This window comes from Pseudidiomarina sp. (genome assembly GCF_033722695.1).
In the GTDB taxonomy this organism is placed as follows: Bacteria; Pseudomonadota; Gammaproteobacteria; order Enterobacterales; family Alteromonadaceae; genus Pseudidiomarina.
Map to the genome: position 1 here is coordinate 45161 of NZ_JAWVYM010000005.1, position 14272 is coordinate 59432.

11 protein-coding genes are annotated in these 14272 nt (G+C 51.4%); 4 read left to right on the forward strand and 7 right to left on the reverse strand.

The features are described 5' to 3' along the window. Positions 1-52 precede the first annotated feature (52 nt). The 5 genes from R3196_RS03425 to R3196_RS03445 form a co-directional block, all read right to left on the reverse strand. The gene (locus R3196_RS03425; protein ID WP_318935247.1) at positions 53-613 is read right to left on the reverse strand and encodes a YgjV family protein; all 561 of its coding nucleotides are present in this window, start codon (positions 611-613) and stop codon (positions 53-55) included. A gap of 83 nt (positions 614-696) precedes the next feature. Further along, the gene (locus R3196_RS03430) at positions 697-2373 is read right to left on the reverse strand and encodes a M28 family metallopeptidase (RefSeq protein WP_318935248.1); all 1677 of its coding nucleotides are present in this window, start codon (positions 2371-2373) and stop codon (positions 697-699) included. Positions 2374-2389: 16 nt separating this feature from the next. Beyond that, complete coding sequence (locus tag R3196_RS03435; RefSeq protein WP_318935249.1) at positions 2390-2950, reverse strand: DUF192 domain-containing protein; 561 nt, start codon at positions 2948-2950, stop codon at positions 2390-2392. 52 nt (positions 2951-3002) lie between these two features. Next, a complete protein-coding gene (locus R3196_RS03440; protein WP_318935250.1) occupies positions 3003-3983 on the reverse strand; it encodes a DUF4382 domain-containing protein in 981 nt (326 codons plus the stop codon). 112 nt (positions 3984-4095) lie between these two features. Continuing rightward, a complete protein-coding gene (locus R3196_RS03445) occupies positions 4096-5520 on the reverse strand; it encodes a protein adenylyltransferase SelO (RefSeq protein WP_318935251.1) in 1425 nt (474 codons plus the stop codon). A 37-nt stretch (positions 5521-5557) separates the two neighbouring features. Here R3196_RS03445 and yvcK point away from each other — a divergent pair, with 37 nt between their 5' ends. Both yvcK and R3196_RS03455 read left to right on the forward strand, forming a co-directional pair. Continuing rightward, positions 5558-6535 (forward strand): uridine diphosphate-N-acetylglucosamine-binding protein YvcK, encoded by a 978-nt coding sequence (yvcK, locus tag R3196_RS03450; RefSeq protein ID WP_318935252.1) that lies wholly within the window; start codon positions 5558-5560, stop codon positions 6533-6535. Positions 6536-6545: 10 nt separating this feature from the next. Then, positions 6546-9218, forward strand: a complete 2673-nt coding sequence (locus R3196_RS03455) for a M14 family zinc carboxypeptidase (protein WP_318935253.1) — start codon at positions 6546-6548, stop codon at positions 9216-9218. A gap of 23 nt (positions 9219-9241) precedes the next feature. On the opposite strand, the gene dcd is transcribed toward R3196_RS03455, so the two are convergent. Continuing rightward, complete coding sequence (gene dcd, locus R3196_RS03460) at positions 9242-9832, reverse strand: dCTP deaminase (RefSeq protein WP_318935254.1); 591 nt, start codon at positions 9830-9832, stop codon at positions 9242-9244. Positions 9833-9856: 24 nt separating this feature from the next. Next, a complete protein-coding gene (apbC, locus tag R3196_RS03465) occupies positions 9857-10906 on the reverse strand; it encodes an iron-sulfur cluster carrier protein ApbC (RefSeq protein ID WP_318935255.1) in 1050 nt (349 codons plus the stop codon). 120 nt (positions 10907-11026) lie between these two features. Here apbC and metG point away from each other — a divergent pair, with 120 nt between their 5' ends. Both metG and R3196_RS03475 read left to right on the forward strand, forming a co-directional pair. Beyond that, the gene (gene metG / locus R3196_RS03470) at positions 11027-13060 is read left to right on the forward strand and encodes a methionine--tRNA ligase (RefSeq protein WP_318935256.1); all 2034 of its coding nucleotides are present in this window, start codon (positions 11027-11029) and stop codon (positions 13058-13060) included. After that, on the forward strand, positions 13061-14251 hold the full coding sequence (locus R3196_RS03475; RefSeq protein WP_318935257.1) for a class I SAM-dependent rRNA methyltransferase: 1191 nt from the start codon (positions 13061-13063) through the stop codon (positions 14249-14251). It abuts the gene before it with no gap. Positions 14252-14272 lie beyond the last annotated feature (21 nt).

Here is a 14272-nt window from a genome sequence, read left to right on the forward strand (position 1 = left end):
TACACGCGTTTTTTGAAAAGATATACCTACTATATTGGGATCATCAACCCGCTTACAAGGTTTGCGCGCGGCGATCCTGTAACAATTTGAGTAAAATACTGCTCAGGTTAACAATATTAAATATTGTTCCGGAAATACTTCCTACCAGCACCGCATAGATTAGTCCTAACAGTTCAGCAAGCAAAAACCAGCGCCGGATGGCGGCGGGATCATTCAGTTTGATAGAACCCACGGTAAAAATTAATGACGATGCATAGGCAACCAGAATGGACCAGTGAACCGGTGATTCTGACCAATTGACCACAACCCCTGCCCCGGTTAATTCAATACCGGCGATGGGACTAAACCATTCGATACCGAGAAACACAAAGTTCAGCAACACAAAGCCCCAAAGCACAATCGGGCCTTGCCAGCGCAAAGCGACAAAGTTACGTAACACAGCCATACCGGTAACGATACCGCCAGCCACTGCTCCGAGCATAAAAAAGTGTGTGGATAGTGCCGCCAGACCTAAGGCTGAGACAATCCGGTAGCGATCGCCGGTTTGCTGGCGATAAGCAATAAAGTTCGTAACCAGCGCAATGATGCCAAAAACTTCTGCAAGGTAATTCACGGGGGAATCATTCTCCAGCCAAAAAAAAGGCGACATCGAGTTAACCCGACATCGCCGTGGTATATCACCTAGTTTAACTTAATCTAGTCCTGACGTGCAGTCGCAGTTGCATCACGAATCGCACGGAACTCATTGCCTTCGTACCAGTTTGGCCAGTCCTCGCTATTCGCCAGTTCATTGCCAATCCAGTAATACAGCCAGAGGTCACTTTGGACTCCGCGCAGATCCCAGTCGGGATTATATTCATCGGCTGGCTTATGGTAGGCCTCCCGCAGATATTCAGCGCGCTTCTCCTCGCCATATTCTTTGCCAAACTCAACGTGATCGATGCCACCTTTCGCATACAGCATGGGCACGCCACGTTTGGCCAGGTTGAAATGATCAGAGCGGTAGAACGAGCCAACCTCAGGGTTTGGTTCAGGTGCTACATACCGGTTCTGCCGTTCAACGTATTTAGCCAGATATTCTTCCAGCTCTGAATTACCGTGGCCAACTACTACCATATCTTTCATCGGACCGTAGACGTTAAGAACGTCCATATTAATCCCGGCTACCGCATGGCTTAGTGGCAACATCGGATTATTGGCATACCAGCCCGATCCCAGCAGCCCCCGCTCCTCGGCAGCCACCAGCGCGAATACGATAGTTCGCTCGGGCTGCGGCTGGCTGGCAAAGAACTCAGCAAGAGCCATTACTCCGGCGGTTCCGGTTGCGTTATCCTGCGCACCGTTAAAGATACCGTCGTCGGGATCAATCGGGTTCACCCCTAAATGATCCCAGTGCGCCATATAAATGACATGCTCTTCAGTGTTAGTTTTGCCCTCGATATAGCCAATCAGATTTGGCGAATCGAGATACTCAAATTTGGTGTTCACCTTGATTGAAAGTGCCGTTTCCAGTGATACGGGTACAAAGTTACTGCTCAGTGCTGCAACTTGCATTTCTTCGTAGCTGCTATTGAGGCGAGCAAATAATTTATCCGCACTTTCTTTGGTCATCCAGCCTTCAATAGCGACCCGGTCCAGATTTTTATTGTCACGGGCTAGATCAAAACGTAGCGGTGATCCGCCAGCAATAACACCCCAGCCATAACCCGCAGGTCCGGTGTCATGAATCACGATAATGCCTTCAGCGCCCTGGCGCGCCGCTTCCTCAAACTTATAAGTCCAACGGCCGTAGTAGGTCATGGCGTTGCCTTTAAATAGCTCAGGATCTTTAGTGTAATAGCCTGGGTCATTTACCAGTACCACTACCGTCTTCCCTGCTACATCGAGGCCTTCATAGTCATTCCAGCCATATTCGGGAGCCACAATACCAAAGCCGGCAAATACCAGTTCACTGTCTGTGATTTCCACTTCTTCCTGAACCCGTGGCGTCCAGGCCATCATCTCAGTCCGATAGGCCAGGCTACTGACGTCGTCGTTGTCCAACTGCATATCGGTTACCTGGGTAGGTAGCATTTTTACCAGTGGCACCTGCTGGCGATAGTTATTTTCATCAGTGTTATAGGGCTGCAGACCCCATTCACGGAATTTGCTCTCAACAAACGCAACAGTCTTATCTTCGCCTTCACTGGCCGGGGCGCGGCCAAGAAACTCGTCAGAGCTTAAGGTTTTCAGGTACCCCCGGTAATTTTCATTAAAACTGTAGGGATCAACAGCAACCTCGGGAGCGGCGCGCGAGGCGTCCGACTCTGGCTCAGAGGCTGGCCCGCATGCTCCTAATAGCAAGCTCGCAGCCAACACCGATAGATATTTCATAGGGATGGTTCTCCTGTTATTCACATTGTTGTAATTGATCGCCAACTTCGATACCGAAATGGTCGAAATAGCCATAATTAACTTCTAGCGCATTATAATAAGTAACACCTGGATCATAAGCCGGGCAATTTTCACGAATAATGGTCTCGCAAGGTTTCATCTGCATGATCTTCACAATCCGCAAGTCTTCGTCTAAATAGGCTATATCCAGCGGAATCCATGTGGCAAACATCCAAAAACCTGCATCGCCTGGCCGCTCCTGGTCATATTTAAACCACATACCAGAATGTTCCGGCAAGGACTCACGCATCATCAATCCGCGCGCTTTCTGCGGTAATGTTTCAGCAACTTCGACTTGAATTTTATGAGGGTGGTCAGCCAGGCAAAGCGTAGCTGTCTTCATCTCTTCAGCAGCACTGCTAGCACTTGGAAGCAGCCCTACTGCAAGAGTTAATACTACCGACAAAAGTAAAGGTTTCATTATTGCATGCTCATTATAAGACGACGAGGAATGGCTTAGTATGTCTTGATTAGCCGGGGAAAAAAAGCCCCGGCGGAGCGCTACCGAGCCAGACATAAAAAAGGCTCCTTATACGGAGCCCTTTTTGCTTCAATTACAACTTCTGAGATTAGTCAGAGAAGGTAACAGTTGTTACTGCTTCCCCACCGTTTACGGTTATGGTTTGTGTGCCATTAAATGTAATCGCATCATCAGCTTCAGGATCATCGTTCAGCTCACAGGTCCATGCCAGAGTATAATCGCCGGCTGCGACAAACCCGACTTCAAAGCTATATTCAGTCGCACCGTCGAAGAACACGCCAGCACTGGTATAAGGCTCGTTTTCTTCAGCGCCGCCAATATCCGCCAGGGTGTCCATAGCAAGATCCGCACCACTGTAGAAATAGACTGACGCGACAGGGTCCGAAGTATCAGCAGGAGCAACGGTACAGCCTTCAGTATTGATCAGCAGTGATTCCGCAATAGTACCTTCTACATGGCCGACCGCTAAATCATTCACCAGGCGAACGCCGCGCGGCTTCAGGAAATAGCCAGCTTGGCCGACCGGATTGACCAACGCCTGACGTAAATCAAATTCGATGGTATAAGAAGAAGTACCGGCCACATCGATGGTTACACTGTCAAATTTCAGTTCATTGGAAGGTACACTGAGCGGAATGCTTTCAGTGCCGACCTGAACATAGGAACCGTTAGCCATTTCAAGGCGCAGCTGACCATAAGTGCCGGCAACAACCTGTACCCCCGATAGCAGATTCTCTGAAGCCGAACCGGTAAATTCAAGTAAGTTAATACCTCGGGTATTCGGAATGGTGTCGCCGTTCTCATCCTTACAAACATCGTTAGCGGCTATGGTGTTAGTATCTTCGCCAATGGTAAAAACCTGACTGCCCTGATCATTACCGACCAGTTCAATCGCGTTAAAACAGGCCCACACTTCATCAGCTTCATCCACTGGCGCATCACTAACCGCCAGAGTAAAAGTGCCCATTTGCACCTGTTGTTCATCCGAGTCAGATCCACCGCACGCGACTAAAAAAGTACTCGCAACAGCCACTGCTCCTAAAGGGAACAAAATACGTTTATTTAACATTTTCAAGCCTCCGCTACTATTATAGTCCGCATATATATATATAGCACAGCGAAAACTATACAGCCAAGCTTTTGCGCTCGCTTTATCGATACTTTACGAACAGCGATGGGCTTTAGCTGGAACAGGAAATCTGCAGGTGTCGGCCCCAGTCTGGTGGTTCAGCCACGTAGGCTTCGGCGTGATCCTGCTCGCTGAACGGCTTACGCAATACTTCAGCCAACCGTTGCAGCGGCTTGAAGTCATTATCTTCCGCAGCACTGATTGCCTGTTGCGCCAAATAATTGCGCAAAATATACAGCGGGTTAACCGATTCCATTTGCGCCAGTAATTGGGCTTTGTCGCTAGCTTCAGTCTCGAGCAAATTTAGATAGTCGCGCAACCACAACGAAAAATTAGCATTTGTCTTCAGATTGGCCGGTAAAGTTTCTGGTGAATCTCGCAGCGCTGTAATGAGCCTGCGGAAACTCAAATTATAATCCTGGCCTGACTCATCCAATAGCTTTAGCCAGCGCCGGACAATATCCCGGCCCATGACGCTATCCGACAAGCCCAGGCGCCCTGTCATCTTTTCCCAGTAATGTTCCTGCAAGACTTTTGTATAGGTATGTAGCGACGCAACCAGTTGCTCCGATTCGATTATCGGGCTCAGTGCCTGGGCCAGACAATTAAGATTCCACAAACCCACGGAGGGTTGTTCAGAAAAACGATAGCGCCCGGTGGTATCGCTATGATTGCAAATGAACTCAGGTTGATAACGATCCAGCATGGCATAGGGGCCAAAGTCAAAGGTCTCGCCAATAATGCTCATGTTATCCGTATTCATGACGCCATGATTAAAACCATACACCTGCCATAAGGCGATCATCTTTGCGGTCCGTTCTACCACCCGCTGGAAAAACTCCGCCAGTGGCAGATTCTTAAGATCCGGCCATTGCGTATCAATAACGTAGTTTACTAATTCTTTCAGATCACCGGCTTTTCCACGGTGATAGCAGTATTCGAAGTGACCAAAGCGGATATGAGTGCCTGCTACACGCAACAGCATCGCGCCCTGCTCTGGCTGTTCCCGGTATACGGTCAGGTCGCCTCGGGTAACCGCGAGCGCACGGGTGGTCGGGATTCCCAGGGCAAATAGCGCCTCACCGGCGAGATACTCGCGAATAGACGAGCGCAATACGGCACGGCCATCATGACCGCGGCTAAAGGGGGTCGGACCCGCGCCCTTTAAATGAAGATCAAAGCGGCCTGAACCGGTTTGCCACTCGCCCAGCAGCAACCCGCGGCCGTCGCCCAGATAGGGGTTGTAGTGACCAAACTGGTGCCCGGTATATTTCTGTGCCAGCGGAGCCATGGCAGGATCCAGTTGCTGCCCGGCAGCAATAGCTGTGAGCTGCTGATCCGTGTACGGCAAGCTAAGTTCATCCCGTAATCCGGTATTGAGTATTACCGCCTGCGCTTTGGTAAATCCGGCCGGGTGCTGCGTATGGGCAAGATCCGGAAAGCGCTGCAAGAATTGATTGTCAAAGCAGAACGTCATAAAGTACCTCTAATTCCGGCCACTCCCTAATGGTAGCATGACTGACACAACTGACTCTAAAATCTCTGGTGCCGCCGCAGGCGCACGGCCCCGGCTTCAGCTCGAAGATTTGCGTTGTGTCACAGCTATTGGCGGTGGGCATGGGCTTGGCCGTGTCCTCTCCACCTTGTCCTTCCTGCAGCGGCGGCTGGTCGGTATTGTCGCCACCACCGATAACGGCGGCGCCAGTGGTTTGCTCAGGCGAAGCCAACAAACCATCGCCTGGGGCGATATTCGCAACTGCATGTCACAACTGGCATTGCAGCCCTTAGCTGCAGATGTGCTTAACTACCGCTTTAGTGATGAGCACGAGCTCAATGGCCATAATTTTGGCAACCTACTGCTGCATACACTGGATCAGTTAAGCGCCAGGCCGCTTGACGGAATTCAGTTGTTAAGCCGCTTGCTGAATATCAGTATTCGTTTGCTACCTATGTCAGAAACCCCGGTAGACTTGGTTGCCAGCACCCATGAGGGCCTGGAGTGCTTTGGTGAGCTGGATGTCGATCAACTTCATCATATGCCGACCGCGCTTACGCTTGCCCCTGCAGTCGCTGCTACACCTGAGGCCTTGCGTCATATTCGCCGTAGCGATCTCATTATGCTTGGTCCCGGTAGCTTTCTGACCTCCGTCATGCCGCCGTTGCTGATGGCTGATTTAGCGCAATCCATCGCAGACAGCCATGCGCCAGTTATATTTATTGATAACCTTAGCCCGGAATACAGCCCGGCTGGCCGCTTAGACCTCTCAGAACGTATTAACTGGCTGGAGCAACAGCTTGGCCGAACAATGATTGATCTGGTCATTACTAATGCGCCAGATGAGAAACTGACAGTACCCTATGTCAGACATGTCGCCGCGGCGCGTGACGCACGCCATCGTCACGATCGGGATAGCCTGCTCAACGCAATTAAAGCGGCCGTCGAGCTATTACATACAAAAATCCCCTCACTAAAGGGCAACGATTCAGTTTAAGGAAAACCCAATGAAATCAAACCGACTTGCTTCTGTCATAAGCCTGATAATGGGATATACGTTATTATCCCCACTCAGCCACGCCGCGGATCAGATCGGTCTGGATGTGACCTATAACAGCCAGACGCCAACAATTGAATCGACTTTGGGTTATCCCGCTGCTAGCCGTATTACTGCACCTGACGCCATGCATAGCTATTTCCAGGCCCTGGCAAAAGCGCACCCCCAGCAAGTGAAGCTAAACTATTACGGCACCAGTTGGGAAGGTCGACCGCTTTACTATGTAGCAATTTCGAACGCGGCCAATATCAGTAAGCTGGACGACTTTAAAGAGGGCATGCAACAACTTGCAGACCCACGTAACACGTCAACAGCCGAAGCAGAAAAATTAATCAGCTCCCTGCCCGCAAGCGTTTGGCTTTCATACGGTGTGCATGGCAATGAGATTTCATCGCCGGAAGCAGGCATGGTAACTGCCTGGCATTTGTTAGCAGCCGAAGATGAGCAGACCCGTGAGTATCTGGATAATGCAATCGTGTTCATCGATCCGCTGCAGAATCCTGACGGTCGCGCGCGCTTCGTCAGCCGCTACTATATGACAGCCGGAATCGAACACAGCGCCGATCGTATTTCAGCTGAACATAATGAGCCCTGGCCAAGTGGACGCAGCAACCACTACCTGTTTGACCTGAATCGCGACTGGATAGCGCTCACTCAGCCAGAAATTGCTGGCCAGGTTGATGCCCTGCTTAATTATTATCCGCTGGTGTTTGTGGATCTGCATGAAATGGGCGGTGATACCAGCTACTATTTCACCCCCGAGGCAGAGCCATACAACCCACTGATTACTGAGGCTCAGCGCAAATCCTTATGGACTATAGGCGAGAACAACGGCGCTTGGTTTGACGAGCGCGGATACGATTATTTTACCCGTGAAATATTTGATGCATTCTTCCCTGGTTATGGTGCCAGCTGGCCGCTTTATCATGGCGCCCTGTCAATGACCTATGAAATGGCGTCAGCACGAGGCCATAAGTTTCGTACCAAAGATGGCGATATCCTGACCTACGGTGATGGTGTACAACGACATTTTGTCGCCTCGATGGCCACTATTGAAACCACAGCCCGGGAGCGCGAGAATCTGCTGCGTAACTTCTGGAATTATCGTCAACAGGCGATTGCCCAGGGTAAAGCCAGCAAAGAACGTTATACCATCATCCCCGGAAGTAAAGATCCTGCCGGTGCCCGTAAGCTAGCCGGACTGCTGGTCCAACACGGTATCGACGTGCAACAGGCAACCGATAACTTTAAGGTTTGTGGTACTGAGTTCCCCGCCGGTAGCTATGTGGTAGATAGCGCCCAGCCTGCTCACTTCATGGTCCGTACCTTGCTCGATGTTAATGTACCTATGGCGGATTACTTTATTGAGGAACAGGAGCGACGCCGGGCGCAGAACCTGCCTGATCAGATATACGATGTCACCGCCTGGTCTCTGCCGCTCATGTTCAACCTCGAGCGCAAAAGCTGTGCTACAGCGCCCAAAGTCAGCTTGAGCGCCGTTGATGAGCGGTTAATTGTGCCGGGTAAAGTGATTAACCCTGACGCTGGGGTTGCGTTTATAGCGCCCTGGGGCGATATGAACAGCGGCCGGCTACTCACAGCTGCATTGCGCCAGGGGTTGCAGGTAAAGCAATCTGACTTGCCTTTTACTCATGCTAACGGCAGCCGTTATCCTGCTGGCAGCCTGATCTTTACCCGCGCTGACAACGATGACAATCTGGCTGCCGGCTTAATGCAGCTTGCCGCCAGCACCGGCGCACACATTGAAGGTGTCGACAGCAGTTGGGTAACTGATGGCCCTAACTTTGGCTCCACTAATGTTCAACGTGTTCATGCACCCAATATTGCCATTGCCTGGGACGAACCGCTGTCCAGCCTGAACGCCGGCCATACCCGCTATGTCATTGAACAACAGTTTAACTATCCGACTACGGTCATTCGCCCTAACCGGCTGGCAAGCTCTGACTTAAGCCACTACCAGGTATTAATTATTCCGGCTACCGCCGGAAATCTTGGCGCGGTGCTCGGCGAGCATGGCATCGCTAATATCCAGCAGTGGGTGAACCGGGGCGGTGTATTGATTACTTTTGGTACGGCGACCAATTGGGCAGTTCAGCATGACTTACTGAGCAGCGCCCTGGAGCAGGTAGTGCAAACGAAGGAGCCAGGGCATGGTAAGGAAAATAAAGTACCCGGCATGCTGTTGGATAGTCCCGCTGAGTTATCCCACTACATCACGCCTGACAGCTCCGATCCATATTGGAGCTCAGGCGTTCTGACCCGCATGAACGTGGATCAGGAGCACTGGCTGAGTGCCGGCGTTAAACCTGAAGTCATCGCGTTAACTGTCGGAAATCAGATCTACCGGCCGCTGACAATTGATAACGGTCGTAACATTGTGACTTACGCCGGCGAAGACCAGTTACTGGCCAGCGGTTATTTGTGGTCGGAAAACCAGACCCAGCTCGCTTATAAGCCTTATCTGATGTGGGAACCGAAAGGCAAAGGTATGGTTATCAGCTTCGCCCAGGAGCCTACTTATCGGGCATACCTGGATGGGCTGAATATATTACTGATGAATGCGATTTTTGGTGGCGCTTCTCACGCCACCCCACTTCGCTAAATTAGTGCTGAAACAACAAGAACTCAGCTGTTATCGTCAGCTGCAATGCGGGAGGCTACCGCCCCCCGCTGGTTCTTGTATTTAGCATCATCGCGCTTGCTGTAAGGACGTGCACAAGGTTCATCCAGTTGTTCAAAGCTCAAGGCGCCGATTTTCATTAACGGCCGCAATGCCAGTGGCAGCTTGCCACTATTAAAGAACTCCAGCACCACCTGCCCTGACCAGCCGGGATCAATCCGATGCGCCGTAACGTGCACCATCAGACCCAGTCGCGCCAGCGACGAACGACCATCCAGCCAGCCCACCATATCATCAGGCAAAGTTACCGACTCATGCGTCACCGCCAGCGCAAACTCGCCAGGATGGATAAAAAACGCCTGCTCTTGCGTCAGCACTATAGGGTCACTCATGACCTGCTGAATGGCGCGGTTGATGTCTTCACGCTGTCCACTGATATCAATGAAGGCGGCGGCATGATCCTGCAGTACCCGAAATTCATTGCCAAGATGAATATCAACGGTTACACCGCTGATATCTTCGGATAACGGCGCCGGTTCAATGCCGATTTTGCCGGCAGCCAGATAAGCTTCGATTTGACGATCAGTTAAACGCATTTAGTAATCTCCCTGTTGTGCAGACTATACCTGATTCTGCGCTTGCTGGTATAGCTGCATAGCCAGTTGCGTGGCGCTATCGCGCATGATTTCACAAAGTGGATCGGCCGGGTTGCTGACTAGTAGTGGCTGTCCGTCGTCAAGTCCGGCCCGCAGCCGCGACGCTAACGGCCACTGCCCTAACAATGGCACCTGTTCTGCGGCCGCTACGCGAGCACCGCCCTCAGTACCAAAGATGGCTTCGCGATGACCACATTGGCCGCACTCATAAAAACTCATGTTCTCTATCAAGCCGGTAATAGGCACGCCAACTTTACGGAACATGCTGATACCTTTTTCAGCATCCGCCAGTGCCACAGTCTGCGGCGTGGTTACCACCACTGCGCCGGTGATAGGCAGCTTCTGCGCGAAAGTAAGCTGAATATCGCCAGTGCCCGGCGGTAGATCGACAATCAGATAATCCAGGGCCGGCCATTTGGTATCACGAAATAGTTGCTGCAAAGCAGCACTGGCCATAGGCCCGCGCCAGATGGCAGCGTCCTTTGCTTCAGTCAGGTAGCCAAGCGAGCTCACTGAGATACCATGGCGCTGATGGGGAATCATTTTCTGCTGTTCATTAAACTCCAGCTTTTCGTCCAGCCCGCCCAGCATGGTTGGTAGTGAGGGCCCGTAAATATCAGCATCCAGAATACCAACCCGCGCTCCAAAGCCGGACAATGCCAATGCCAGCTGTACGCTCACCGATGATTTACCTACGCCACCTTTGCCTGAGGACACCACAATCACGTTGCCATAAATCAACGGCAGTTCCGGCTGCGAGTTAGGCAGTTTCGCTATATTTAACCGGCGCTCCCAATGGAGCTTGCCTAACTCAGTATCTTCACGGAAGGGCCGCAGGATACTATCGCCGGCGGCAAAGGGTACGGTAAGGGTGGCCTGATCGCCGGCGATCTGTACCCATCCGGGCGGCACTGAACCTGACCAACCAGGTAGTCGCAACTGCTGGAGCGCCTTTACCTGTGCAGGGCTCAGGCCACTGCTGCCAGGCTTGCTTTTGCGGAATCGATCGAACATCAGAACGCCTCTGTGCAAATGCCATTGAAGCCCGCATGATACGGTGACTCTGGCTGGATTGCCAGTGATGATTAAGGTACACTTCAGCCTTTCAGAATCACCGAATCAACGGAAGCATTCATGACCCAAGCGACACGCAAAATTCTGGTTACTAACGCCTTACCTTACGCCAATGGTCCAATCCATATCGGCCATATGCTCGGCTATATTCAGGCTGATATCTGGGTACGTTTTCAAAAACTCCGTGGCAATGAATGCCATTATGTTTGCGCCGACGATGCCCATGGCACGCCTATCATGCTCAAAGCTAAACAGTTAGGTATGCAGCCTGAGCAGATGATTGAGCAGATGAACCAGGCCCACCAGGCAGATTTTGCGGACTTTAACGTTGCCTTTGATCATTATCACTCAACCCACAGCCCGGAGAACCGGGAACTGGCTGAGCTCATCTATACGCGGCTGCGCGAGAAAGGCCATATTAAGACCTCGGTTATCGAACAGCTCTATGATCCGCAGCAAAAGATGTTTCTGCCCGATCGCTTTGTTAAAGGTGAATGCCCGAAATGCGGCGCGGACGATCAGTACGGTGACAACTGTGACGTGTGCGGCGCCACTTATGCACCGACGGAACTGAAAAATCCGAAGTCAGCGGTTTCCGGTGCAACCCCGGAACTGCGTGAATCAGAGCATTATTTCTTTGATCTTCCTGCATTCAGCGACATGCTTAAAGCCTGGACACGCTCGGGCTCATTGCAGGATGAGATGGCTAACAAACTGAATGAGTGGTTTGAATCAGGCTTGCAGCAGTGGGACATTAGCCGTGACGCGCCCTACTTTGGGTTTGAGATCCCCGATGCGCCGGGCAAATATTTCTACGTGTGGCTGGATGCGCCTATTGGCTACATGAGCAGCTTTAAGAATTACTGTGCCGTCACCGGTAACGCTGATTTTGACAGCTACTGGAAGCAGAACAGCGACGCTGAGCTTTATCACTTTATCGGTAAAGATATTATCTATTTCCACAGCCTGTTCTGGCCGGCCATGTTAAAAGGTGCCGATTTCCGGCAGCCAACTAACGTCTGGGCGCATGGCTTCATTACCGTCAATGGCACCAAGATGTCGAAATCTAAAGGCACCTTCATTATGGCGCGCACCTATCTTGATCATCTGGATCCTGATTACCTGCGTTATTATTTTGCCGCGAAGCTCACTAGCCGTATTGATGATCTTGACCTGAATCTGACTGATTTCGCCCAGCGCGTCAACGCCGATTTGGTTGGCAAAGTTGTTAATATCGCCAGCCGTTGCGCCGGCTTTATCAGCAAGAAGTTTGACGGCAAACTATCCGCAGAAATCAGCGATACCAGCTTACTGGATGAGTTTCAGGCCGCCGGCGACACTATCGCCAATGCTTACGAGAAGCGTGAATTTTCGCGCGCTATGCGCGACATCATGGCATTAGCAGATAAAGCAAACTTTTACATTGCCGAAAAAGAACCCTGGCAGCTGATTAAAGATCCAGCCAAGGCCAGCGAAGTACAGGAAATCTGTTCTATCGGCATCAACCTGTTCCGTTTGCTGATGATTTATCTGACGCCTGTGGTTCCAGCCCTGGCCAGCCGCGTGCAGGAATTCCTGAATGACAGCTTCAGCTGGGACAGCCACAAAGTCGTATTAAAAGATCACGGCATTGCCCCCTTTAAAGCCCTGCTACAACGAATTGAAATGGATAAAGTGAACGCGATGATCGATGATTCTAAAGAACAGAACGCGGCGGCTACCGCGCCAGCCAGCGCTAATGATGAATTAAAGAAAGACCCACTCAGCACGGAAATCAGTTTTGACGATTTTGCTAAAGTTGACCTGCGGGTGGCGCAGATTGTGAATGCCGAGCATGTGGAAGGCGCGGATAAATTACTCAAGCTGACACTCGACCTGGGTGGCGAAACCCGACAGGTATTTGCCGGTATTAAGGCCGCTTATGATCCAGCCACGCTGATTGGACAACACACCGTAATGGTTGCGAACCTGGCACCACGCAAAATGCGCTTCGGCTTATCCGAAGGCATGGTACTGGCGGCCGGGCCTGGCGGTGACGAACTCTATATTCTGAATCCCCACGATGGTGCCCGCGCGGGCATGCGGGTCAAATAGATGCCTGCAACCATCCACCTGAGCCCCGGCAAAGAAAAATCATTACGCCGCCTGCATCCCTGGGTATTCAGCGGCGCCATTGCCCGGGTTAAAGGCAGCCCCGCTGATGGCGAAACTGTATCTGTACACAGTAGCACCGGTGACTGGCTCGGTTATGGTGCCTGGTCATCGCGTTCGCAGATCCGCGTGCGGATCTGGAGCTTCAATCAGTCTGATCAAATCAACGATCAATTTTTTGCTGATCGCATTGGTGCGGCGATTGAATTACGCAACAGCTTATCCATTAACAGTAACGCCTGGCGGGTAGTGGCCGCAGAGTCAGACGAATTGCCGGGTATCACCATAGATAAATATGATAACTGGCTGGTTTGTCAGTTACTCAGCACCGGCGCCGAGCGTTGGCGCGACAGCATCGTTACCGCACTGCGCAGCTACTTCCCCGACTGTAATATTTTCGAACGTTCCGATGTTGATGTCCGTAAAAAAGAAGGATTGGAGCCTGTCGTTCAGTTGCTTTATTCGGCCGATGGCGAACCGCCCCCGGCTACGGTCTGGATTAACGAGAATGGTCTGCAACTGGGTGTTGATATTCAGGGTGGTCATAAAACCGGCTACTATCTGGATCAGCGCGACAGCCGTCATGCCATTCAGGCCTATGCCAAAGGCAAGCGGGTACTCAATGCCTTTAGTTATACCGGTGGTTTTGGTATCTACGCAGCGGCAGCTGGTGCCAGTGAGGTGGTGAATCTGGACGTATCTGAGCCGGCACTCGAGCAGGCAGTCAGTAACCAGCAACAGAATAATCTGCCGGCTGAATGCTTTGAAAATATGAAAATTGATGTGTTCGAGGCACTACGTAAGTTTCATCATCAGGGCGAACGCTTCGATGTGATCGTGCTCGATCCGCCCAAGTTCGTCGACAGTAAGGCTAATCTGATAAATGCCTGCCGTGGCTATAAAGATATTAATCGCCTCGCCTGCATGATCTTAAAGCCAGGCGGCACCCTGATCACCTTCTCCTGTTCAGGGTTATTATCCGGCGAGCTGTTTCAGAAAGTGGTGGCTGATGCCGCACTGGATGCCAAACGCCCGTTACATATCATTGAACATCTCTACCAGTCAGCCGATCACCCGGTACGAACCAATTTCCCCGAATCGCTCTACCTGAAAGGGCTGGTGCTGCGCGGTTGAGTTGACTAGTATTACCAGGGT